This is a genomic window from Psychrobacter proteolyticus (assembly GCF_038155145.1).
In the GTDB taxonomy this organism is placed as follows: Bacteria; Pseudomonadota; Gammaproteobacteria; order Pseudomonadales; family Moraxellaceae; genus Psychrobacter; species Psychrobacter proteolyticus_B.
Map to the genome: position 1 here is coordinate 113,477 of NZ_JBAKAY010000009.1, position 25,058 is coordinate 138,534.

Below are 25,058 nucleotides of genomic sequence, written 5' to 3' on the forward strand. Positions count from 1 at the left end.
GCGTAAAAAAGCAATGCCCCGTATAGGTTCGCTCTCTACACCTTATTATTATTGGTAATACCTTAATGACAAATGAAGAATGGTTTAAACTGAGAAAATACCCTCATATCGGACTACCAATAACAGCAAAAGAAAAGAGCAAAGTATGTAAATATGTTAAAGATAGTAAAAAAATATCAAAACATTCCTTTCTTCCGTTTATCCACAAACAGATACATTCTAAACGAACTAAAAAACAATATGATGAATTTGGTTCGCCTCGTCGTAATCATGAAAATAAAAAAATTCGTAAAACAATACAGCCTAAAATTAGAGATATCTATTACGCTAGTCATCTAGATGCTAATATTTATTCTTACTATTCATCATTGCTTATGAAGAACTATGAAAATCTATTAGTATCTAAAGAATTAAATGAAGTTGTTACTGCATATAGGAAGATACGTCATAACCAAAATAGAAATAAATGTAATATTGATTTTGCTAATGAGGTTTTCAACTATATTAGAGAAAATAATGATCGACATTTAGTCGCTATAGCTGTAGATATTACGGGGTTTTTCGATAATCTAGATCATAAAATTCTTAAGAAATCTTGGTGTAAAGTAATGAACTATGATACTTTACCTATCGACCACTATAAAGTATTCAAGAGTATAACTAAATATTCACATATCGAAGAAAACCTACTTTTTAAAATATTCAAAAACGAAATTTTAACTGAAAAAAACCCAGGTTTTATTAAGCGTAAAAAAGTAAAAAGAATAGAATACATGAAAACACAAAATGCTATTGCTTTTTGTGAAAAAAAAGATATTCATAAAATCCGGTCTAAGGGTCTAATAGTAGATAACAAATATGATAAGAAAGGAAAATTAAAAGATTATGGGATTTGTCAAGGTTCTCCGATCAGTTCCACTTTAGCAAACTTATATATGTTGGATTTCGATGATATTATTTATAACAAAGTTAAAGAAATAAATGGCTTATATAGAAGGTATTCTGATGACATTGTTGTTATTTGTGATAAAGAACATAAAGAACAAATTACCTCATTATTAAACCAATCAATTGTAAATGTTTCTCGATTAGAAATAAAGGCTGAAAAAACTCAAATATTTCATTTTGAGTATAGAAAAAACAAAAGAGTTTGTTTACAGGAATTCTCAGAGAAGATTAACTCAAATAGCATTAATAGCAATTTTGAATATCTAGGTTTTAGCTTTGATGGAGAACAAACCTATTTAAAGACAAGTTCTTTATCTAGATATTATAGAAAAATGAAATCTGGCGTTCGACGTAGGGCGTTTTATTCAAAAAGAATGAGAAATGATTCTAACGGAAAAATTTTCAACAGAGCATTGTATAAACAGTATTCTTATATAGGATCTTATCGTAGTTTGAAGTATAAACGTGTCTTTGGTAAAACAGATCAGTGGAAAAAAACATCCGTTTATAATTGGGGAAATTTCATTACTTATACTAATATGGCAAGTAAGATACTTGATTCTAATAAAGTCAAAAAACAAACAAAAAATCACTGGAAAAATTTGAATAAAGAGATATCAAAGTTTTAGTGTTCTTGAGTCATATATAATAATTCTTAAATATTTTTTATCTCTTCTTTTTACTGCGACACCGCTCAGAACAGTAAATCACCTGCTCCCAATCTTTCTCCCACTTTTTACGCCACGTAAATGGGCGCTGGCAGATGGGGCAGGTTTTTTGCGGTAAATTTACTTTTTTGTGTGCCATCATCTGCCCCCTTGTGCCGTATATCTAATATCTATGGTTAATGTTTACTGCCTACTTATCTTCTTTTTGATGATCTAGCCCTTCATACTTTTTAACGCGGCGACATTGGTCGGAGCAATAGACCATGCTCTCCCAATTTTTATCCAACTTTTTAGTCCAGCTAAACTCGCGCTCGCAGACAGGGCAAAGTTTTTTGCGGACGTTCTTCTTTTTGTGCGCCATAATTTTCTCATTGGTTTGATATAGTCGATTCACTACCATCGGATACGGTGTCAGTCTTGCTTAACCTACTGTTTGTAGTACTTTTACTCGCTGTCATTGTATCCAAAGTAGCTGTTGCCGACTATATTACCACTGTCTCTTAATCATAAGCCCTATTTATAGTGCTATTCATAACTGCTAATCATCAGCTATTAATCAGTAGTGACTAATCGTCAGCTACTAATCATAGTCATCAAAGATTTTATTTAGTCGATTTAGACTATTAACGATTAGCTTGCCAGATTGTTCGGTACTGGTATCAATCGCTAGCTTTTCGTCCATCCGCATCGTCAATGGCTCTAATGCTTGCTTGAGGGCAGTTGCCATCAATGCGGTCTGCTGATGAATATTAGGGATATCGCTATCGGCTGTTTGATTATCATTATTGCTAACCAAGCTATCCGCCATTTTTTGCGCCAGTTGTTCAACGGCATTGACCAGCTGCACCATGAGCTGTTTTTGTGCATATTGGTTTTGCTTGAGATACTCGCCTTCTGCCTTTCCAGCATTGTGATCATGCTTATATATTTGTAGCAATTGACTCACGCTTTTCTCAAAGCCGTTATCGATGCTATCGCTGACGACTTTGGCATTGTTAATGACGCTATCGGCGAGGATTTTCTGTGCTTCTAATTGGCCGTTTAACTGTGCATCGAGTTGCGCTTGCTGTCCTGCTTCTCGTAAGCGAGCGATTTGCTCTGGGTCGTTTTTCGTTAAGTATGTCTCAAACTGGCTACTGATGGTATTGAAGCCACTGGCCAAATCGACCAACTGGGCGACGATACGTGCGCCAGTATCACCATCTTCACCGCCCATAGCTTTGTTACGTAGGAAGTCGGCTTTGATTTGCGCCCAACGCTCTTTTTCTGCTTCGGTCAAGACACCACGCATCTCACCAAGCTTAAGCAAGTTGCTCTCTGCGCCTTGGGTCAATAGCTGCGACTCGCCTAAATAATGGTCATCTATCAGCTGGTTCAGCTCGCTTTCATTCATGACAGCCGATAGCTTTTCAGTCATCTTATTCATATTACGATAACTGCCCTGTAGCTTAAATATCGGCTCAACGCGGTATTTATCATCTTGCGAGGCGGAGGCAATATAGGCTTGGTTGACGTCCAAAATGACTTCTTGCACCCTAAACATATGGCGCAAGATGGCGATAATTTCGTTAACTTCTGAAGTGCTATACGGATACGTCAGATCGCTGCTTTGTGCTTGTGCGAGGTTGGCATTGTCGGTTTTTGCCATTTTAATCAAACGATGCACATCGCTTAAGTCACGGTTGGCCATTGGTGCGAGGACGGTATTAGAGGTCAGCGAGTTTTCGATATAACTGAGTGCAAACACTTCTTCCATACCGCTCATGATATCGCCTAAGTTGTAAATATCGGCACGGTTGGCAAGCATGTCAGGGACCTTAAATGCCTCGCCACTTTCGGTATATGGGTTACCTGCCATGACCACGCAGAACTTTTTGCCACGCATGTCATAAGTCTTGGTTTTGCCTTGCCAGACACCATCGATACGGCGTGTACCATCGCCCAATGAGATAAATTTCTGTAAAAACTCTGCGTGGGTATGCTGAATATCATCGAGATAAAGCATGACGTTATTGCCCATCTCAAAGGCCAAGTTGATTTTATTCAGCTCTTCTCGTGCAGTAGCATTGGGCGCTTTTTCTGGATCTAATGAGGTGACGTCATGACCGAGTGACGGACAGTTAATCTTCATGAAGATAAGGCCGAGACGATTTGCCACGTACTCCATCAAGGTGGTTTTACCATACCCTGGTGGCGATATCATCATAAGGATACCCATCAGATCGGTACGCTTATCCTCACCGACCGTGCCCATCTGTTTGGCAAGGTTGTCACCGATGAGTGGCAGATAGCTCTCGTTAATCAGACGGTTACGTACAAACGAGGACAATGGACGCGGCATAAACTCGTCCAGACGCAACGTCTCTTTTGAGTCATGCAATATCTCTGAGCGCATGGCCAGATAACGTCTATAGGCAGGGATGACTTGCGTATCATGATGATGTAGACGATTTAAGAAATCATCGACGGCAAAGGTTAACGTCTGCTGATGAATACGTATATGCTCACCCAGCAAATTATTGACTTGTATCTCAAGCGATACCTTACCCGTGCTACGCTCAAAGCTCTGTACTTGATTGAGCGGATTATTAATACTGGTCAATGATGTAGTCGATGAAACTGGCGACGAGGTGATTGAAGAAAATGACAAGGCCGATGGCGTGGTACTTGCGCCTTGATTGCCTACTCCTTTAGCACTTAGCCCTTTATTAAAAGTAGCACCTGAATCAATCAATCGTTGCACCAAAGCTTCACGCTGAGCATCATTTAACTGGGTAAGCAAGACAGCAATGGCTTCAGGCACATAATGACGGCCACTCTCTAGCTGTTGTTTGCGTAGCGCGTTTTGTGTTTCAATCTCGGCAAGCTGCTCTTCACTGAGTGCCTCGCCTGCCTCATCCATGCCATCAGTCGCTACGTTAACCGATTCTGTCCCACCATAAGTCTTATCAAGTAGTGCATGAAACCATGTTGCCAATAGCTCATAGGCTGATTTGGGTTGGAAGCCAAGCTTACCGATAGAAGATTGTAGTTGGTCAAAACTGGCCGTATTTTGCGTGCTGCCCGAAGCGCTATTCAACGTTTGGCTTAGCTGCTCACACAACTGCTGTGCTTGTTGACTAGTTTGCCAGTTTATTGTGCTGTTTGCGCCTATATTGGTTTCAGCCGATTGCCCCATGACGCTCACCAAGTATTCACAAGCAAGCTGAACGTAGCTTGGTTTGAAGATATTGGCGTTATGAACATCACTGGTATTTGAATCCAGTTCTGACCCTGATTTAGATGTGGACTGCTTGCCAGCGCCATTATTAATGCCAGTACCGTTATCAGCGCTAAGACTGTCATCATTATGAGCCATAACAAAATGACGCATCACTTGGCTCATGTCTTCGACCAATAGAGACTTCGCAGTATCACTGCCCAATGCACGGCGCAGTTGCTCGGCAGTGGCGGCTCTATCTGTCCAGTTATTTGCGCGTGTCAGCACTGATTCATTCAGCCATTTGTCATAACCAAATTGACGTAAGCTGTCTAAACCAAGCGCTTGTACGATGTTTAGCTGCCAATAGAACAACTGCGCCAATGCTCGTACTTGCGGGGTATAAATCAGTAGCCCTGCCTCACGCAATATTGGCAATATTTGCATCAATAATAGCGTGGCATCATGATCATGAATGCCTTTGTCATAGCCAAGCTGATAGCGAGGAGTCGAGTATGCTTTGACCAACTTGGACAATGGGCTGTCATTATCAATATCACCATTAACATCTAGGGTAATGATAGTCGCATCGTATGCTTGATATAGACGGGCTTCGGTCAAGCCATCTTGGCTGTTTTTGGCACTTTCGATAATGCTATACGCCAAGTACTCGGCGCGGTATACCTTGTCAGACTCGGAGGCGATATTCATGTCCCAATACGGGCGCAAGGCGTTTAACTCAGCATTATTGAGCACTTCATAATAGTCGGTACCCGTTAGATGCAAATTCAGCACACGCTTGCCATCTGACTGTTGACGACTCAATAAGGTCAAATCTAATGGCTGAGTATTGACCGAAAAACGATGCTTACCCAATTTGATGATTTGGCCACCATCTTCAAACAAGTCCGACTTGTCTTTTAAACTCTTATAGCTCTCGATTTGAATGGCTTTTAGACGGGCATCGATGTCATCTGCTTTGACACTAAAGCCCATTGCTTGTAGCTCTTTTGCGATATTGCGGACTTTTTGCACCAGACCATCAGCGGCAAAATACGTATTTAACGCTTCTTCCTCTGTAAAGCCTGTGATGCCTGTGCTTTGCGTGCGTTTTTTGATACTTTCAAGCATCCGCAGCGCGCCATCACCCAAGTTTTGCGCTTTGCGGTTGCGAGCATCAAGTAGTTGCTGCTTATGGTTTTCAAAGGTTTCGTAAATCTCTTCACGCTTGCTGATGATATCTGCTAAAAACTGGTCGCCACTATTGGTCTCTGGATCAGCAAACTGGCTTTCTAACTCTTCTAGCTGTACCAGCAATTTTGCCATTTGCTCATCTGATTTCTCAGGCGTATTGGCAATGGATAAGGCATTGGCAATAGATTGACCGAACAGCTTAAACTGCGCGCCAAACTGCGCGACGGCCTCCGCTGAGCCTAGATTTTTGCGTTTATGATTGAGCTTGGCTTTGCTCTGGTTTAGGCTCGCATAAATGGTCGATATGTCATCGATGATTTGCGTACGCACTGTAGCATCAGCTACATCTAGCGTCCCTAGCAACTCGGTTAATAAATCTAACCCTTGCGCTGTCTCATCAATTTTTTCTAGTACGGGTTTTAGCTCAGCATTGGTTTCAGCAGTATTCAAGCGCTCACTGACATCGACCAATATACCTTCGTAACTTGATAGCGCCTCTTCACCACTTAAAAACAGCACCGTTTTTTCGGCAAGCTCGCTTTCGGCTTCTTCTAACTGCTTTTGCAGCGCTTGTAGCTTATCGGCATCTAGATATCGCAAATCCTCCAAGCTGACCAAACGGCCTTTTTGGCGTCTTAACGCTGACAACTGATCGACATAATCACTGGCAGACTCAAAACTAGTAACGCGTATCTGCCGCAAAATCTCACTTTGCTGCGTATCAGCATCGGCTAGCGCAGTTTGGGTTTGCTTTTGGATACTTTGTACTTTGGCGAACTCATCGATGACAAGCTCAGCCGTGGCCGTCACTTCCTTGATACTACTGGCGACTTCGCTCAGCTCAGGCTCAGACAGCCAATAATAGCTGTCAAAGAGACGACTGGTATTGTCAGCCAACTCTTCATAGAGCTTTTGAGAGACACTTTGATTATCAATCAGGCGAGTAATGCTATACAGGTCTGAGATACCACGTACCAGCTCTTTATTGCCGATTTTGCCATAGAAGCTCGTGCTTTCTGGCAGCTCACTCACATACTCGTGTGAGGCATAAGGGGTATGCCATATCTGCATCGGGTGAATACGAGATGGCTCACTTTGATCGCTAAACAGCACCAAACGGCCATTCTCAGCCAAAGCCATACCGTTGCAATAGATAGGGTTTGCTAATTGCTTTTTAATCAAATTATAAGGAAACAACCCCGTGACGCCCAAGTCTCTGTCATAAAATAAAAATAGAACGTCTTCCCCATTTGGCGATATGATTTTGCGTTTGAACTTTAAGTCTTTGGCGTCCACATTATTGGCATCAAACAGTTTATATTCGCCCGTTTGCAGATAGTAGCCACCCGGAAATATGATGCCGTGGTCTTCTGGTAGCTGCACACACGATTGTCCAATCGCATCCAAACGCAGCACCGCTTCGGTCAAGGTGTTATAAACAAAATAACGGTAGTCCTCTTCACGATAGGGCAATATTTTGAGCAGTATTAAACTGCCCACTTTGGCATACGCAATCTCAGCATCCGTCAGCGACTGGGTACGGTCATTAACTGGTTCGCTATAAATACCCTGACCGGATTGCGTATTGTCCTCAATCTTAATGGTCAAATCACCACCAACCGTTTCTACAAATATCGTGTCTAAGATATTCATATGGGGATACTTGCCATTCACCATTTGATCGCGTGTAGTCTCAATCCAGTCAAAATCATAAGCAGGCGGCAGTTCAATGTCACGCTCGCCTCGATTGTCCACATAAGCGACTTGTGCCGACTCTGGCGTACCTTGGCTAAAATCTAACGCAAAACGGAACACTCGAATATCAGTGATGCGCTCACCAATCTGAAATGCCAATAGCAATTTGCTGTCTTTCACCGTTATTTGAATCAGGCGCGTTTGCTTGTAATATCGATACAGCTCATTGAAGTCTTGGACAAAGGCGTCTTGAGCCAAAAAAGTGCCTTTTAGGTCAACCTCTTCGAGCTGATACTCTTCTTCATTACCAGCTGGCTCGTTCAGACGATATAACGACAATACATCCTTAACATTGCTCGCACGTTTGAGTCCCATAAAAACGTTGTAGCCAAACAGTAGATATTCGCCTACTTGCACCATATCCTGCGCCACACAGTTATGTTCGGTACGGATACGCGTACGGGCGATGACTTGCATTTGAGTACTGCCGAACTCTTCAAGGCGTGCAGTATTTAGCGTGGCCGTCTGTTGCTCTAAACGAGCACCTTGTTCTGTCAAACGTTTTTTGATGAGCTCATAAGCATTGCCCGAGGCAACCGCCTGATCAGTTTGGCTTGCTTGACTAGCATTAGGGTTGTCATTGCTATCTGGAGTGGTTAGGTTTTGCGTGTCCGCCATTGTTGCTCGTCCGTTTCTGTTTTTACATAATAAGAGAATTTTTTGGCAATAAGGAAAATAAGAAGTTACTTGAGATAAAGATCATCGAAAGTAAAGAAGCACTTGGCTAATCTAAAAAAACGATTCATCACTGCGGATTTTTTAGATTAGCCAACTCATTATTAATAATAAGTTGGCTATCGCTCTATGAAGATGTATAGAACAAGTTGGTTAGATTCAGCCTGCCTCCTAAATGACAGGCTAGTTATCAAGGGAGAAATGCATTAATTTTGGCGCGTGTCTTCAATCTATAAAGACATGTCTTAATATTAAATGGTTTTATCATCATTTTGCTTGGTTGCTTTCATAGCTTGACTAGCCATCACGCCATTGATAATACCGCTCAACGTATCTGACTTACCTGCTAGGCCATCGATGGCTTTACCGATAGATAGTGACTTGGCAAAGTTATCAAAGAAATGCGCTTCGCCGCCAACAATATCGATTTTGGCTTTTTGTAGTGCTACTGCCAATACTTCAGCATTTTCTTTGGCAATCTCTTTACCAGCATCAATAGAAGCAAGTGCTTCTTGCAAGGCTGTCTCAAGACTCATGCGGAACTCTTCGTGCTCACGCGCTTCTTTATTCATGCTACCCATTGCATTGAATTTCTCGACCAGACCATCTGCTTCGGCTTGGAAATGTGCACGAGTGACTTCGGCTTTTGCCAGTCCAACTTCGCGTTCTGCTTTGGCATTAGACTCACCGCGAGCCGCGATAACCTCAGCATCTGCCATACCTTTTTCACGTTCAGCCTTGGCAGTAGATTGACCACGAGCAGCAATAATCTCTGCATCGACCATACCAATGTCACGCTCAGCTTTCGCCTTAGATTCACCGCGAGCCGCGATAACCTCAGCATCTGCCATACCTTTTTCACGCTCTGACTGAGCTTCAGCTTGTCCAGTCGCTTTAGTAATATTGGCTCTAGCAATGCCTTCTTTTTCCATAGAGACCGACTTGGCTTCTTGAATAGCAGCTTCAGCAAAGCCATGTGCAGACTCTTCGGCTTTAATACCTTCAGCCATTCTGATTTTGGCTTCTGACTCTTTGGCAGAGGCTTCAAGGTTAGCCGTAGCAAGCGTAGTGATTTCAACGGCTTTATGCTTGGCTGACAGCTCTTCGGCTTCGGCTTTTTTCACCTGACGTACTTTGATTTCTTCAGCATCTGCTTCAGCAGCTAGGACGCGTGTTTGCTTAGAACGCTCAGCCTCACTAACTTCGCGAACTTCTTTGATACGCTCTTCTTCTTGCGCCACTGTTTTGTCGACCGCAATACGCTCGCGGATGACATTGGCGATTTCTTTTTTCTCAAGTTCAATCGCACGTTCAGCCTCGATACGTTGCAAGTCAACTTCACGCTCACGAGAGACGATTTCTAAGTCACGGGCACGCGTAACCTTCTCTTCTTCGATGACAACTGCACGCAGACGATTTTGACCTGCTACTTCAATTTCACGTTGCTGATTCTCTCGCTGAATCGCTAAGTCCTGCTCAACCACGATGACGGCCGTTTCTGACTTCTTACGCTCTTCTTCTTCAATCTTACGAGTTTCAGCCGTTTCACGGGCAATCACTGACGATATTTCACGCTTTTGCTTGGCTTCAGCATCGGCTTGTTGACGCTCAAGCTCTAGCATCGCCTCTCTGGTTTCAACGTTCTTTTTCTTAACCGCTAGCTCTTCATCACGCTCAAGCTCATTGGTAATAACGTTTTGAAAAGCCGTTAGCTGAGTAATCTTTTTGATACCTTCAGCATCTAGGATATTACTTGAGTCCAATGACACTTTCGGTGTTTGCTCTAGATAATCGATTGCGACATCTTCTAAGACATAGCCGTTTAGATCGTTACCGATTTCTTGAACGATACTGTCACGAAACTCGCTGCGGTTTTCAAACAATTTAACGAAATCTATTTGCTTACCAACTGTTTTTAGCGCCTCTGAAAACTTGGCATTAAACAGCTCATTAACAGCGACTTTATCTGATGCTCTCTCGACTCCAACCGATTTGGCAACTTTTAACACATCTTCTTCGGTTTCATTGACACGTAGATAAAATGCGACTGTAATATCAGCACGCATATTATCGGCGCAAATTAGTCCTTCTTTACCGCGTCTATCAACTTCTAACGTGATGAGCGAGATTCTCATCAGCTCTTTTTTATTAATAACTGGCCAAACAAAACCACCATCAAAACGTACGGCTATTTTGCTCACACCGTTGATAATTAGTGCTTTGCCCTGCTCAACCTTGAAGTAAAAGGCTTTGAGCATCAACAGTGCTGCCATAATGAAAACAAACGCCAGCACCACAACCACGCCGACGATAATGAGTATGTCCATGTTTATTCCTTTAATTGAAACATTCTATAGTCAGTTCTATATCCATCAGATGCTCGGTCCAGCTTGCTCAACTACTCTATGTAGCAGTTTCACTTGCCTTTCTCATACCTGAACTAGTTGAACCAACAATAACTAAATTTAAAACCGTTCGTATGATGTGAAAAATAGAGATTTTTTAGCTCAATATCTGTTTATTGTTTATCAGGGTTTATCTAATTTTCGAGTTTACTCTATGCTAAAAGCAATGATAGAAAGTCGTATCGACTAAATAATTTATAATTATTTATCTTCAACACGAGCGACTTGATAGGTATTTGTTTCTTCTAAATACGCTACCAACATCACTCTATCGCCCTTTTTCAGTAAGCTAGTACTGTTGTCTGAACGAACCTTGAGTATCAAACCTGCACCGCCATCATTCAACTCTGCTTCACCGTGCTTGTCCGTCACACTAAGTGTGCGCACAATCGCGATTTTGCCCACATTATTAGCAGAATTACGTTTGGGGATTCTGGCAATATTTTTGCGAATGGGTGAAATGATCATGCCTGTCAGCCACATAGAAACGACCAATACGAATATTAGTGCCCCTGTGCCAAACACGTAATACAGAACACCAGAGTCAAAATTTTGATGTAAAAAACTGGTATACAAATAGCTCAACAACCAACCGATTAAACTAATTAAGCTTAATATAATGACTAAAGGCACACCGTAGAGACCAAACTTCAACATGAGACCTGTAAAAAAACCGGTCGATGATAAATCAGAGACAGCAGCATCACTACCTGTCTCTCCAACATCCACGCTGTCCATATCTGCCATGCCGAGTAAAGATACTACCCAATATAGAGTAACGAACATCACAAGACCGGTGAAAACAATCGTTGGATATAAACTTATTTTGGTGATGAACACGAAAAAAGCCTCTTGCATTACGCGGGTTCTCCCTTTGTGAACCTAATCTTCTATTTGTAATAACCTACTACAAAAGCTGAGGCACTTCACTTAATATTTATAAACTTATGTTGTTTTACAAATAAGTTTATATACATATCACGGCATGAGACATACTTCTCTAACGACCCCATATCGGTGAGCGCACGACTCCACCATTTTGACCACTAATGGCATAGCTGGTATTGCCTGACAGCGAATGGATAACTAGACTACCACCATTTTGGCTTGCTGCTTGCCCGCCCACATTCAAGTGGCGAGTTGGATAGACGGCATAATTGCCAGAGGGAGATAGACGTGCGGGCTCATCAAGCCCTGTTTCTGCCAAGTTGACCACTTGCCCAGTCGTCAAGGTCATGACAGCCGCCTTGCGACCATTTAGATAAGCCATACGCTGACCATCTAAGCTAAGTTGAGGACTGGCCACATACCCATTTGTTGATACAGCTGTCGCATTGCCCGTAGCGAAGTCATAACGATAAATTCGCGGTCGTCCAGCACGGACTTTATCACTGGTATAAATAAAGCTCTTGCCATCAGCAGCATAACTTGGCTGTACCTCTGTACTCGGCAGGGTCGTTAGCTGCTGGGTATTACCATCACTCAGACGCATCTTATAGATATCAGCATTACCACCAACAGTAGAGCTATAGAGCAAATCTTGACCATCGGGTGAAAATGACGCTGACATATTGCTGCCTTCAGCATTTACCACTAGGTTGCGCGTATTGCTACTACGATCATAAATATAAATTTTGGGATGCTCACGCGGGGCTTGTTTACTATAGACAAGCAGTTGTCCGTCTGCCGACCATGCTGGCGCATAGATATAGCCATTAAGCTGATCGATGAGCTGACGATCGCTACCGTCAGGACGAATGCTATAGAGTGTCGATACTTTCGCCGTACCTACGCCATGCTCTTCTATATAGGCAATGTATCCTCGGCGATCAATCACAGGCATACGTGCAGTCAGCGGACTGGTCTCAACTGTACTGATTGGCTTTTTTACTGAGGTATTAGGTAATGTCTGGCAACCGGTAAGTACAGCAAATACGCCGATGGCAATAGGTGCTTTTATCATTAGTCTATCTATGTTTGATTTAGATAGACTCCCTTTACATATGGTTGTTTTATTTATGGCAGTTTTCAGCATAGCGTCATATCCAACAGAGCTTGATGATAAAAGTCTTATAAATATCTAAAAAAGCGCTCGTTATCGACATAAATTCAGAACCATCACCATCAATTTAAAAAATCAAAGATATTACAGAAACATTACTCTAGTGTAACCTAAACTGGACTAAATTTTGGATAAAAAAATGCCCCACTTGATAGCGAGGCATTTTGCGTTTCAAAAAGAGCAACTTCACATGAGTAACTTCAGACAAATAACTCTAATTGCTTAAGTTCACGAGCCAGTCAAAATTTTTACTCGATCATTAAGCTACTTTGCAACGGCTTTAAAATAAGCGACTTGATCATCATTTTTAATGGTCAAAATAGGCACATTGTTGGCATTCTTACTAAGGCTATACTTACCTTTTACAGTAGCTAATGCAGCAGTGTCAAAGCTGGCTTGCGGTTCAGGACATGCCATCATAGTACTGATGCCGTTTTTAATCTCTACTTCACCATTTGCGACGCTATATCCAGCGCCCATGCTATTACAGGTATTCATAAATGCCACGTAATCCCTACCGTTATCATTCATAAAATTCAACGTTAATGGCTTGGCTGGGTCAAAAAACAGCTGCGTTACTTTATCACCATTGCTACGTTTGGCATCAACGAGCTGCCAGTTGTGTGCTTGCAAGACATCTGCAGTGATTGGTTGACTGACTGGCGCAGGCAAACTCGTCGTCTGGCAACCCGCAGCAAGTGTACCAACTGCCAATGTCGCGGCCATCATTACTTTACTCATGTTCTTCATATCAACTCCTCGCTTTATTACACCCGATACTTTTACTAAACACACTATTTGCTTGAGCCCTCAGCGCTAATAGACAAACGATAAGCTCTAATAAACATAGTAAAAGCTCGGACTTATTATGATTCATTTATTGTTTTATTTAATGCTCTAAACAATGGCAATATTGTGCATGACTCACAGGGAGGTGTCATCATAAACTGGGTAGTTATTCGGAATGCATTTTGTACTACTTTGCAAATATATAGCTACTTGCTCTTGCCAGTACCTAAATGAGCTGCTAACTATAATTTTGCTTACTCTATCTATCCGTATCAACGATGGTTATTGACGATAACTATTGACGGCAATTATGGATTGTTCACAGCTTGCTGTCGTTGCAATGCCGCGTAACCATCCAGACGCTTACGCTCAGTATCATCAAATAACTGCTGTTCAAGCTGATTTATCTGAATTTGCGCTTGGGCTACATCGACACCTTGGCTTAATAGGAGATTTTTTTGAGTTTCATACTGGGTGAAGCGTTGGTCAAAATTAGCGTCTTCTTGATCTACTTGTGCCAGCCTTTCTGCTGCTGGTGCGCCTACTAGCTCTCGGCGCATATTATATAACTCCTCGGGCGTTGCACCGCGAGCTTTCATCTGTTCAGTGCGAGTCAGCAACTCGCTAATATTGGCTTGTTGCATGATATTGCTTTTAGTAGCATTCTCTGGCAATCGACTAATATAGTCCTGACGGGCAGCTTGTTTCTGTGCGTCAGACATTTGCTTATTTTGGCCAATTCTGACCATCTCTATACTATAATTATCGTAATCATCCTCTGCGCCAAAAAATGCTGTGATAGTTGGCTTATCAAAGTACTGCTGACGTAGATTAGTGATATCTTGTTTTTGCTGGGCAACTGCGTTCAAATCCAGCTCACCACTTTTGGTCGCCTGTAATTGCAGATTACCATAGCGCTTTTCTATCTCAGGAAGTGCTTTAAGATAAGCAACATATTGATTAAAAATAGTGACCGCTTGGCTAGCGGCAGGCTCTGGTGTGTGATGGCGAATATAACTCTCCACACGGGCAAATATAACCGCTTCTTCTTCCTCACCTAGGGCGGATAAAAAATAATCGAACAAACGCCGCAGACCTTCAGTGACGACCAACTGTTTATTTTCATCGATGATGATTTCACCATCAATTTGGGTGCCCTTCAATGAACGTGGTAAATTTTCTAATCCTGTGACAAATTGAGACTGGCTGGGTGTCGTTGTCGCTTTCACGACTTGTCCCGCAGCCAGCTCAGTTGTCACTGACTCATTAGTCTCATTATCGGAGACGGACGATTTGATTGAAGCTGAACTTACATCGTTACTAGGCTTGAACCACAAAATAACCGCCGCTGTGGCAATGATAACCACGGCGATGATAGCAATTGTTGCATAGGCTGGACGGCGGTTATTTGACATAAACGATATTTCTCAATCAATGAACATTCTTGTTTTGTAGTTCAGCTTATAGGTTGGCGTTTTTCAGACGGTTTACCTGAGTACGATAGATAGATTTTGGCTCAGACTCTCCCCATGCCGTCAGACCCAAGACTTGATCGGCGGAATCTAAATGGTTCATTCTATAATTATCACGAATCACATAGCCAAGACGACTTGAGCAAGCAGATACCAATCCATCATTAGACTCACCTGCAAACGGTACGCCCGTTGCGGCTAATAGATAATCGCTAGGGTCAAGTGCGCTCGTTATTTGCCCAACGCCACTAAATGAATAATACTTGATGCCATTGACCGCAGTACTAGTCGGTTGACCACAATAGTTTTTTGGCATTGCTGCAGGAAATTTGGCATTGAACTTAGCAGCACCATCGGTCGATAGAGCCACGAGTGCTTGCCAGCCATCTTGTTGTTGAATTTGATTGAAACTGATACCAGAACCAATATCTGTAAAGCCACCAATCAGATTAAACACACCTGATACTAGCTGGGTGGTGACATTAGATGGCTGTCCAGAAGTATTATTTGGCTCAAGGACATTTTCAACAAAATCAGCGGTTTTTGACCCTTGTTCTGGGCTTGATACCGCAGTTACTGAAGCCACGTACTTTGGCGCGACGCCAGCGACATAACGGATATCTATACCGCCCTGACTGTGTCCAAACAAATTAACTTTAGACTCACCTGAAATCGCGGCAATGGTCTTGACCTGTTGTAGCAGTTGCTCACCTCGAACTTCGCTGTTATTGACTGCTGACGTTTTGGTGGTATATACCTCTGAGCCACCTTTCATCAAGTCTTCAGGAATCCCGTTGAAATAATCAATGACTCCAAATAGCGTTGTGAAGCCGCCAAGCCCATGTGCCAAGACGACTGGATATTGAGTTTTAGTGTAACTAGAAGTGAAGTATTTACTGTCCACCAACTTGCAACCGTTAGCATTGGCACAATTATAGTATTGTCCTGCAGCTTGAGCAGAAGTGGTTTGCATGGTCATTAGAAGAACACCAGCACTGATTGAACCCAGTATTGGTAACAATGTCTTCGGTGTGAGAGCTGCACGAATGTACAAAGAAAGCGTCATAACAACATCCTTGTTATCATTGATTTGGTTATTTTTACTGCACAACTACAGTAAAAATTGCTGCTAATTCCATTAGCAGGCAAAATTACATTACTTATATATTCTGCAACATTCAACTAATTTGTCAAAATATGAATATATTAGTCTGACTAATGAGTCATATAAGCTCTCACCGTGCTGTAAAGCAATTATTATCAATGATAATGATAGGTTCACTATCACTTAACGTAAAAGTGTCATTAGTACGTTTATGGTATAATCTATCCACAATGAACCCATAATTATAAGATATATGATGATGACTAAAAAATCCCTTATCCAGTCTCCAGAAGCCATAGAAAAAATGCGTGTGGCCGGTAAACTCGCTAGTGATGTGCTTGTCATGCTCGACGAGCATGTCAAAGTGGGCGTCAGTACCGAAGCACTCAATCAGATTGCCCATGACTATATTGTTAATGTGCAGCAGGCTATCCCTGCCCCACTTAATTATAATGGTTTTCCAAAATCTATCTGTACCTCAGTCAACCATGTTGTCTGTCACGGTATCCCAACTGAAAGCAAGCTACTAAAAGATGGTGATATTATCAACATCGACGTGACTGTTATCAAAGATGGTTACTATGGCGATACCTCAAAGATGTGGATCGTCGGCAACGGCTCTATCATGGCACAGCGTATTTGCAAAGTGGCACAAGATGCTCTTTACGCAGGTATGAGCGTGGTCAAGAACGGTGCTCGTCTAGGTGATGTTGGCGCTGCTATTCAGGCCGTTGTCGAGCCTGAGCGTTTTAGTATCGTTCGCGAGTTCTGTGGTCATGGTATCAGTGACGAATTTCACCACGAGCCACAAGTCATGCACTATGGCAAAAAAGGTACTGGCTTTGAGCTAAAAACAGGCATGACGTTTACCATTGAGCCTATGATTAACCAAGGCACGTGGCAGACTAAGATTTTGCCTGATGAGTGGACAGCGATTACTAAAGACCGTAAATTATCTGCCCAATGGGAGCACACCATGGTCGTAACAGACAATGGCTGTGAGGTATTTACTACTCGCCCCGAAGAAGATTTAAGTTTTTTGACGCAGTAGTACAATCAAAGATCGCTTAGGCGGTCTTTTTTTTGGTCTTTAATTAGGGCGTGTTTGATATTCAACCATGGCACTGACAGAGACTATTTTTTAGACAGTTCGACGTTAAAAATAGTAAGTTTAGTCATTCTAACCGTCTATTTTTAACAATGAAATGGCAAAAAATAGTCCTGTCTCCTTCTATTAATATTGGAGCTGAGGCTAAAACTGCCCCATACCGCGTTGTAAACCTAGTTAAGGCACAAGCATTACCGTCGTTTTACGCCTTGTCTAAAACAGTTTTAGCAATCAGCAGTGCCTATTTGTGAATATCAAACACGCCCTAGTCCATATTGAGTATTGTGCTTATAGGCGCTTTGTCTTTATACTCAGATGACCTGATAACTTCTATTGATATATTTATCAGCACTTTTATTGATAATTGCTATTCGTGACTTTTATTAGCCATCAGTACATTAGATGCCCAATAGCGCTCAGCTCAAACGTTCTATTTCTAAACTCTTAACTGGATAACACTCATGTTTAATTGTGATATCGCCTCTGTTGATTTGACGCCTTTACCGATACTACCAAGTGAGGTGGCGATAGACTCATCCCCACTGTCAGCCAAAAATATGACAGACAAGAATCTGCTTGGCATTCCTGAATGGTTGGCCCAGATCAACGACGATATCAGCCGCTCACTAGAACGTGGTACTAATATTCGCCAACTGGTTTCAGCACGTGCTTGCGCTATCGACAGCCTATTGATTGCATTATTCAAATGGTTTGAGTTAGATAAGACTGATTTGGCGTTTTTTGCGACTGGTGGTTACGGGCGCGGTGAGCTATCGCTTTATTCAGACATCGATATTTTGCTACTGTCTCCTGGTGAAATAGGTGCTGATGCCAGTAGTAAAATCGACAAACTGGTCGCTCTACTATGGGATATAGGACTAGAGCCTGCGCTCTCTGTACGTAGTGTCAATGATGCGCTAGAGGCCGCGCTTGACCATACTATTGCCAGTGCTCAGCTAGAGGCTCGACTCCTAATCGGCAATGAGGCATTGCAAGACATGCCTGCTCAAATCGTCAATAAACAATGGTCTCCGCGCGCATTCTTTGATGTAAAAATGGAAGAATCCAAGGCGCGTTACTTGCAGCACAATGCAACCGAGTACAATCTTGAACCCAATATCAAAACAGCACCGGGCGGGCTACGTGATATCCATATCATCGGCTGGGTCACCAAGCGTTATTTTCGCGTGAGCAAGCTATATGATTTAGTGCAACAGAACTTTTTGACCGAAAAAGAGTTTGACGAGCTGAGCTTTGCCGAAGGGTATTTATGGCAAATTCGTCATTACTTACATGTACTGACGGGCCGTAATGAAAACAAGCTGTTGTTTGATTATCAGCGTGAGATTGCTCAGCTAATGGGCTACGAGACCCAGCCTGATGACCAGCCTAATGCTGCGGTCGAACGGTTTATGCGCGACTACTATCGCTGTGCGATGCAGATATCAACGCTGTCTGAGATGCTGACCAATCATTATTATGAAACGATCATAGAGCCACAGCTGCCTGACGATGAACGTCCAAAAAAACAACCTATAAATGCGCGATTCAACCGTATTGGCAACCAGATTGCCATCGCACATCATCGAGTTTTTGCACAGCACCCAGAGTCTATCTTAGAGATGTTTTTATTGATGGGTCAGCATGGCATCGATAAAGTTCGCACCCATACTTTGCGCGCACTCAAAATTGCCGCACGCGGCATCGATCAGATATATAGAGACAACCCTACTCACAAAGCGTTGTTTTTATCGAATCTAAAAGAACAAAACTACCTATTTCATCGTCTACGTACCATGAATCGCTATGGAGTATTGGGTAACTATATTCCTGCTTTTGCGCAAGTCACTGGCCTCATGCAATATGACTTGTTTCATCGATATACTGTAGATGCGCATACCTTGTTTTTGATTAGAATTTTGCATCGATTTACAGATCCGACCTTTCAAGAAGAGTTTCCACTGGTTAGCTCTATCTTTCAGCGTATCGAGCGTAAAGAGATTTTGGTGCTGGCAGCGATGTTCCATGATATTGCTAAGGGCCGTGGCGGTGACCATAGTGAGCTTGGTCAAACTGAATCGATTGAGTTTTGTTTATCGCATGGTATGAGCTTGGCAGATGCGAACTTAGTAGGCTGGCTCACACGCTATCACCTTCTTATGTCGATTACTGCACAGAAAAAAGATATCTCAGACCCTGAAGTAGTGACTATTTTCTCTGATCTCATTGGTAATGTAACTCATCTAAACCATCTGTATGTACTGACGGTGGCTGATATGAATGCGACTAATCCACAGCTATGGAACAGCTGGCGGGCGACCCTCATGAAACAGCTATACTCACAAACTCGGCGCATCTTGCGCGCTGATATCGATGCGCCTACCAATCGTCAAGATATGATTAGTGCCACACGCAAGCAAGCGTTGACGATGCTAGATAATGTCAATAACCAACATATGAACCGCGATGAAGTATTGCGTCTATGGGATGACTTGGGCGATGAGTATTTCTTGCGAGAGATTGCAGAAGATATCTTATGGCATACCGAAGCTATTTTGAATCACCCACCGATTGGATTGGCCTCTAACGCTGACAGTCCACCATTGGTCGTTTTGCGTGAGCATCGCGAATTGGCACTTGATGCGGTACAGGTCTTTGTCTATACCCAAGATCAGATGAACCTGTTTGCTGTTACTATGGCAGTGTTTGATCAGATGAATCTTGATGTTTTAGATGCACGCATTATCACAGCGACCCGTGACTTTGCTTTGGATTCTTATGTATTGCTAGATCCTAGTGGCACATTACTGGTCGATGAGGAGAGCCAACAAGAGCTAAAACAACGCTTAATTGACTCGTTCAAAGACCCTACCGTACTTAAACTGACGAACAAGCGTATGCCGCGTCAGTTAAAACACTTTGAAGTAAAAACGGTGATTAACTTCGAATTCAATGAAGCATCAGATCAGCACATCTTGAGCTTAGAAACGCTTGATCAGCCGGGGCTATTAGCGCGAGTTGGGCAAGTGTTTTTGCAAGAGCAAATCGAAGTACATGCTGCGCGTATTACTACTCTAGGTGAGCGTGCTGAGGATATGTTTTATATCAGTGATCAAAACGATAAGCCACTCTCACCTGATAGACTGGAAGCATTAAAGGCAGCTCTGTTAGCCAGTCTTACCGTTCAGAAAGAGCATAATAGCGTAATATATTTTTGATACGGCTAGATAGTTTTGGTTAGCCATTATTTTGAATATTAACTAGCAAAAGTAGTCTGATAGTCATCATAGAAGTACGTTTTATAACGTACTTCTATAGGTTATCTCGCTGGCATGTTCGTTCAATTCATCGTCAGCAAGCTCTGGCGGCAAAACACCGACTTCAGGTGGCTGCTGCTCCATGATTAATCGTCCAGCATCGACTTCTTTTTGTAGCAGACATTGCAAGCTTGCTAGGTGAAACTGTCCGTCTAGATAATCATCTAATGCTTCTAAAGAAATAGGCGATTTGGCATGTACATCAGGATACAGGCTATCCTCTGCCAAAATAATCATTTCATTGAGCGCCTCTTCGCGCATCAGCTCGTCGTTGTCTATTTTACGCTGCAGTTTATTTGCCAACTGACCTTTAGCAGCAAGTGCGCTGACAAAAAATATGGTCTGTATTACAAACAAAGAAACGTATTGCCATAGCGGTAATGAGATGCCAAACATATTATTGAGCAGCATCAAGGCCATTGCCACTACCACGTAGCCGACCAATTGCCATAACAGCCACATAATGAGGCTGTTTTCGCCATACCAAAACATTTTCTTTTCTTGACGTTCGATCAGTTGTTGGCGCGCTTGCCACCAGCTCTGTTCACGCTCTTTGAGCAGTTTATACAGGTTAGAGCGCTGCAAACTGTTATCAAGTTTTTCATTATTGATATCTTTAGCGATGAGATCATCATTATTTAGCACACTAGACATATCAAACTATCCTTAAAACGATCTACCACTTTTGTAAATAGTCATTTTTTGTATTGTTATAGGTTATAAATTATGAAATGTTTAAAAGACTTTTGAGCGACTACCTATTAGGTAGTCATACAATGAATAGCTTACGCTTGGTAAATACCTACTCACAATATAAGAAGAAAAGGACAAAAAATTAGAGAAGTGCTACACTGCTCTAATGTAAATTTTCTTTATAACTTTATTATTAATTGTCTATTATAGTTATCACACTTATGAATCACAACTTAAAGCATCTACATCCTTATCCGTTCGCAAAGATGGCAGCGTTGCTTGCCAAGAGTAAGCCTGCCAACGGTTACAGTGAAATAAAGCTCGGTATTGGTGAGCCAAAACATGAGCCCCCTGCATTTGTGCTGGACGTCCTACGCGAAAACTTGGACAAAATAAGTCGTTATCCAACCACAAACGGTATGTTTGAGCTGCGCCAAACCATTGCCCATTGGCTAGAGAAGCGCTTTTTTCTTAATCATGTCGATGCCAATACTCAAGTATTACCCGTGATGGGTACGCGTGAAGCGATTTTTAGCTTTGTACAAGCGGTCGTTGATCATGATGTAGCTGACAAAGAGAGCAATTCTCTAGCACCCAATACATCGCCTACGGTTGTCATGCCCAACCCGTTTTATCAGATATATGAAGGCGCAGCGATACTGGCACAGGCAACGCCTTACTTTGTCCCTTGTACATCAGCTAATGACTACAAAGGTGACTATCGCGCGGTGCCAAAAGACGTCTGGACGCGTACGCAGCTATTGTTTGTTTGTAGTCCAAACAATCCAACAGGCTCCGTCATGACGATGGATGATTGGGAATACCTTATTCGTCTGTCAGATCAGTACGGTTTTATTATTGCCAGTGACGAGTGTTATAGCGAGTTGTATTTTGATACAGCTCCGATTGGATTGCTTCAAGCCTGTGCGGCCCTTGGTCGCCGTGATTTCAAAAACTGTATCGTGTTCCACTCTCTATCTAAACGTTCAAACTTACCGGGTTTGCGCTCTGGGTTTGTGGCTGGTGATGCCAAAATTTTGCAGGCTTATTTGCAGTATCGTACTTACCAAGGCTGTGCAATGCCGATACCACATCAGCTCGCCTCTATCGCTGCGTGGCAAGACGAAAAACACGTCGCTCACAATCGCGCGCTATATCAAGAAAAGTTTGCTTTATGGATGTCTGAGCTTGGGGAATTGCTAGAGTTACGTATGCCTGATGCTGGGTTTTACTTCTGGGTCAAAGTGCCTGAGCAATTCGGCGGTGATGATGAAATATTTGTCAAAGCGCTGTATGAACAAGCCAATATCCATGCATTGGCAGGACGCTATTTGTCACGTGAAGTTGATGGTCACAATCCTGGACAAGGTTATGTGCGTATCGCTCTGGTCGCAAGTGTCGATGAGAGCCGAGAAGCAATCAGCCGTATCCGCAAACTATTAGGTGCTTAAAGCGAATTAGAAAAATCTAATGTAGCTGAGATAAATGTCGCTATATTAAAAAGCCTCCAATAACCACAATATAAATAGGGTTATTGGAGGCTTTTTGTTTTATTAATGCTATAGTAAAGTCTCTACCGGAAATATGCCATCAAGGATGATGCCATGCCCCATCTTGATTTTAGCCAACCGCCCTTTGATGTATTGAGCTTAGCCGAGCGTCAAAGCATTAGAAAAAACACCCAGATACGCTACCTTGCCAAGAATGAAAGCTTGCCTGCAGAAGAATTGCAATGTCTGTATGTGGTCATCAAAGGGCAAATCGAGCAATCACTAGATGGTGAATTTGTCGCGTCCTATGTCGGTAGCAATCACGCTGACGGTCTGAACAATAATGATTGGTTTGATAGTCGCCGCCTGCCTGAATCACTTACCACAGATGAACAGCTAGAGCATGAAAGTACACCTATACAGCCCTATCAATTCCGAGCCAGTGAAGAGACGTTACTGATCCAAGTCGCTGGCACCGCCATTGATAAGATCAGCGCGCAAAATCATTTGGTACGGCAAATGCTATCAGACAAGCTGCCCGAACGATTAAAAGCATTGCGCCAACGACGTCATAATAAGACGCTAGATCCTGCCAGCTATACCAACCAACAAGAAGTACAGCAAATCATGCTGCAGCCAGTGATAGATGTTCATCTATTACCAGTCCATATCGTCGATGCCAATGACAGCTTGTACGAAGCGGCTCACATTATGACCAAAGCTGGATTGAAACATGTGTTGGTCCGACCGCTACATGGCTTAAATGGTTTGAATGGCTTAGATGACTTACAACTAGATGATTTAGGTGGCTCACAAACAGCGCAACATGAGACAAGATTACTCTTAGGGATTTTGACCGATACTGATATTTGTCGTGCTGTAAGTGATAAGCAAGATCCTGCTACTACTCCTTGCCAACACTATGCTAATTTTAATCTGCGCACGATCAAGGTCAGTGATGAGATTGGCGATGCGCTGCTGACCATGACTCGCTATCGTATTCATAGACTGCCAGTCATCGATAAGAGTGGCGATGTCGTCGGAGTACTTGGGCAAAGCGATATGCTCGCTCATATTGGCCATCATTCGCAGCTGATTAGCATTCAAATCGAGCAGGCACAGGACTTGTCTAGCCTAGATACCGCTGTTGAGCTGATCGGTCGCTATATTCGAGCACAGCATCACAATGGTGTCAAAATCGGCAATATCAGTCGTATGGTACAGACGCTAAACGCGCAAGTGTTTACCAAGCTATGGCAGCTAATCGTACCTGATGAGGTGATGGCCAATACCTGCCTGATCGTTATGGGTTCAGAAGGGCGCGGTGAGCAAATCATGCGTACCGATCAAGACAACGCGCTCATCATTCGTGATGGCTATACACACCCTGATTTAGCACAGTTTGCTGATACTTTTAATAGCCATTTAGCAACGCTTGGCTACCCACTGTGTGATGGCAAGATTATGATGACCAATCCTATGTGGCGACAACCGCTCAAACCATTCACTGCGCAAATTAACCTATGGTTTAGGAACTCTGACCCGATGCATGGTATTTACTTGTCTGCGATACTAGATGGTGAATATGTCTGCGGCGATGAGGCCCTGCTTACTCAAGTACGTCAGCACTTAGAACTTGCTCATCAACAAGCAGATCCTATGTTTGTCAGGCAGTTTGCACGGGCAGCACTACAGTTTGGCGATGTTAATCAATGGTGGCAGAAGTTTGTACCTTTACTGGGTGGTAAATCAGCATCATCTGATATCGACCTAAAAAAAGCTGGTATCTTTCCCTTGGTGCATGGTATCCGTACCTTAGCATTAGAAAACAACGTGCTCGATGTGCCTAGTACCAAGGCGCGTTTAAAGGCCTTGGTAAAGGTTGATGCTATGACCCAAGAACGCGCCGATACTTTGTTAGAAGCCTTAGAGTTTTTTATGGCGCAGCGCTTATCTGTGGCACTCTCAACTGACGATAAGCATGCACGGCAAGTAGATCCAACGACTTTGACTGCGCTTGAACGTGATCTACTCAAAGAGTGTCTGGCCGTGGTCAAAAGCTTTAAAAACCAATTGCGTCAACACTATCAGTTAGAAATCGTATAAATATGGCGGTATTAATATAGAGGCTTCATAAATACAGAAATTTTATAAGTACAAAAACAACATATATGGATG

At 42.6% G+C, this 25,058-nt stretch carries 15 protein-coding genes; 5 read left to right on the top strand and 10 right to left on the bottom strand.

What is annotated here, in order from left to right; genetic code table 11:
- The first annotated feature begins 65 nt into the window (after positions 1-65).
- Positions 66-1,577, top strand: coding sequence for a reverse transcriptase domain-containing protein (locus tag V6252_RS11850; protein WP_341610559.1), 1,512 nt, complete (start codon positions 66-68; stop codon positions 1,575-1,577).
- Positions 1,578-1,614: 37 nt separating this feature from the next.
- Here V6252_RS11850 and V6252_RS11855 read toward each other — a convergent pair whose 3' ends face one another.
- From V6252_RS11855 to V6252_RS11895, 9 genes are all read right to left on the bottom strand, one after another.
- On the bottom strand, positions 1,615-1,755 hold the full coding sequence (locus V6252_RS11855) for a DUF2256 domain-containing protein (RefSeq protein WP_341610584.1): 141 nt from the start codon (positions 1,753-1,755) through the stop codon (positions 1,615-1,617).
- A gap of 51 nt (positions 1,756-1,806) precedes the next feature.
- A complete protein-coding gene (locus V6252_RS11860) occupies positions 1,807-2,016 on the bottom strand; it encodes a DUF2256 domain-containing protein (protein WP_265090691.1) in 210 nt (69 codons plus the stop codon).
- Between the two features lie 180 nt (positions 2,017-2,196).
- Positions 2,197-8,382 (bottom strand): DNA repair ATPase, encoded by a 6,186-nt coding sequence (locus tag V6252_RS11865; RefSeq protein WP_341610560.1) that lies wholly within the window; start codon positions 8,380-8,382, stop codon positions 2,197-2,199.
- Between the two features lie 308 nt (positions 8,383-8,690).
- Positions 8,691-10,766 (bottom strand): hypothetical protein, encoded by a 2,076-nt coding sequence (locus tag V6252_RS11870; protein ID WP_341610561.1) that lies wholly within the window; start codon positions 10,764-10,766, stop codon positions 8,691-8,693.
- A 279-nt stretch (positions 10,767-11,045) separates the two neighbouring features.
- Positions 11,046-11,702, bottom strand: a complete 657-nt coding sequence (locus V6252_RS11875; RefSeq protein WP_341610562.1) for a hypothetical protein — start codon at positions 11,700-11,702, stop codon at positions 11,046-11,048.
- A 142-nt stretch (positions 11,703-11,844) separates the two neighbouring features.
- Entirely contained in the window at positions 11,845-12,807 is a 963-nt protein-coding gene (locus V6252_RS11880) for a Xaa-Pro aminopeptidase (protein ID WP_341610563.1), read from the bottom strand.
- Between the two features lie 363 nt (positions 12,808-13,170).
- Positions 13,171-13,656, bottom strand: coding sequence for an META domain-containing protein (locus tag V6252_RS11885; RefSeq protein WP_341610564.1), 486 nt, complete (start codon positions 13,654-13,656; stop codon positions 13,171-13,173).
- A gap of 347 nt (positions 13,657-14,003) precedes the next feature.
- Positions 14,004-15,110 carry a lipase secretion chaperone gene (locus tag V6252_RS11890; RefSeq protein WP_341610565.1) on the bottom strand — a complete coding sequence of 369 codons (1,107 nt, stop codon included), beginning with the start codon at positions 15,108-15,110 and terminating at the stop codon, positions 14,004-14,006.
- A gap of 46 nt (positions 15,111-15,156) precedes the next feature.
- On the bottom strand, positions 15,157-16,233 hold the full coding sequence (locus tag V6252_RS11895) for a triacylglycerol lipase (protein ID WP_341610566.1): 1,077 nt from the start codon (positions 16,231-16,233) through the stop codon (positions 15,157-15,159).
- Positions 16,234-16,531: 298 nt separating this feature from the next.
- Here V6252_RS11895 and map point away from each other — a divergent pair, with 298 nt between their 5' ends.
- Together map and glnD are read left to right on the top strand one after the other, a co-directional pair.
- A complete protein-coding gene (map, locus tag V6252_RS11900; protein WP_371548431.1) occupies positions 16,532-17,323 on the top strand; it encodes a type I methionyl aminopeptidase in 792 nt (263 codons plus the stop codon).
- Between the two features lie 518 nt (positions 17,324-17,841).
- A complete protein-coding gene (gene glnD, locus V6252_RS11905) occupies positions 17,842-20,598 on the top strand; it encodes a [protein-PII] uridylyltransferase (protein ID WP_341610567.1) in 2,757 nt (918 codons plus the stop codon).
- An 81-nt stretch (positions 20,599-20,679) separates the two neighbouring features.
- Here glnD and V6252_RS11910 read toward each other — a convergent pair whose 3' ends face one another.
- A complete protein-coding gene (locus V6252_RS11910) occupies positions 20,680-21,351 on the bottom strand; it encodes a hypothetical protein (RefSeq protein ID WP_341610568.1) in 672 nt (223 codons plus the stop codon).
- 260 nt (positions 21,352-21,611) lie between these two features.
- On the opposite strand from V6252_RS11910, the gene dapC reads away from it, so the two are divergent.
- Both dapC and V6252_RS11920 read left to right on the top strand, forming a co-directional pair.
- A complete protein-coding gene (gene dapC / locus V6252_RS11915; RefSeq protein ID WP_341610569.1) occupies positions 21,612-22,841 on the top strand; it encodes a succinyldiaminopimelate transaminase in 1,230 nt (409 codons plus the stop codon).
- 153 nt (positions 22,842-22,994) lie between these two features.
- Entirely contained in the window at positions 22,995-24,986 is a 1,992-nt protein-coding gene (locus V6252_RS11920; protein ID WP_341610570.1) for a DUF294 nucleotidyltransferase-like domain-containing protein, read from the top strand.
- Positions 24,987-25,058 lie beyond the last annotated feature (72 nt).

Coding starts and splice junctions, on each gene's coding strand:
- V6252_RS11850 (WP_341610559.1), top strand. CDS start 66: ATGACAAATGAAGAATGGTTTAAACTGAGAAAATACCCTCATATCGGA.
- V6252_RS11855 (WP_341610584.1), bottom strand. CDS start 1,755: ATGGCACACAAAAAAGTAAATTTACCGCAAAAAACCTGCCCCATCTGC.
- V6252_RS11860 (WP_265090691.1), bottom strand. CDS start 2,016: ATGGTAGTGAATCGACTATATCAAACCAATGAGAAAATTATGGCGCAC.
- V6252_RS11865 (WP_341610560.1), bottom strand. CDS start 8,382: ATGGCGGACACGCAAAACCTAACCACTCCAGATAGCAATGACAACCCT.
- V6252_RS11870 (WP_341610561.1), bottom strand. CDS start 10,766: ATGGACATACTCATTATCGTCGGCGTGGTTGTGGTGCTGGCGTTTGTT.
- V6252_RS11875 (WP_341610562.1), bottom strand. CDS start 11,702: ATGCAAGAGGCTTTTTTCGTGTTCATCACCAAAATAAGTTTATATCCA.
- V6252_RS11880 (WP_341610563.1), bottom strand. CDS start 12,807: ATGATAAAAGCACCTATTGCCATCGGCGTATTTGCTGTACTTACCGGT.
- V6252_RS11885 (WP_341610564.1), bottom strand. CDS start 13,656: ATGAAGAACATGAGTAAAGTAATGATGGCCGCGACATTGGCAGTTGGT.
- V6252_RS11890 (WP_341610565.1), bottom strand. CDS start 15,110: ATGTCAAATAACCGCCGTCCAGCCTATGCAACAATTGCTATCATCGCC.
- V6252_RS11895 (WP_341610566.1), bottom strand. CDS start 16,233: ATGACGCTTTCTTTGTACATTCGTGCAGCTCTCACACCGAAGACATTG.
- map (WP_371548431.1), top strand. CDS start 16,532: ATGACTAAAAAATCCCTTATCCAGTCTCCAGAAGCCATAGAAAAAATG.
- glnD (WP_341610567.1), top strand. CDS start 17,842: ATGTTTAATTGTGATATCGCCTCTGTTGATTTGACGCCTTTACCGATA.
- V6252_RS11910 (WP_341610568.1), bottom strand. CDS start 21,351: ATGTCTAGTGTGCTAAATAATGATGATCTCATCGCTAAAGATATCAAT.
- dapC (WP_341610569.1), top strand. CDS start 21,612: ATGAATCACAACTTAAAGCATCTACATCCTTATCCGTTCGCAAAGATG.
- V6252_RS11920 (WP_341610570.1), top strand. CDS start 22,995: ATGCCCCATCTTGATTTTAGCCAACCGCCCTTTGATGTATTGAGCTTA.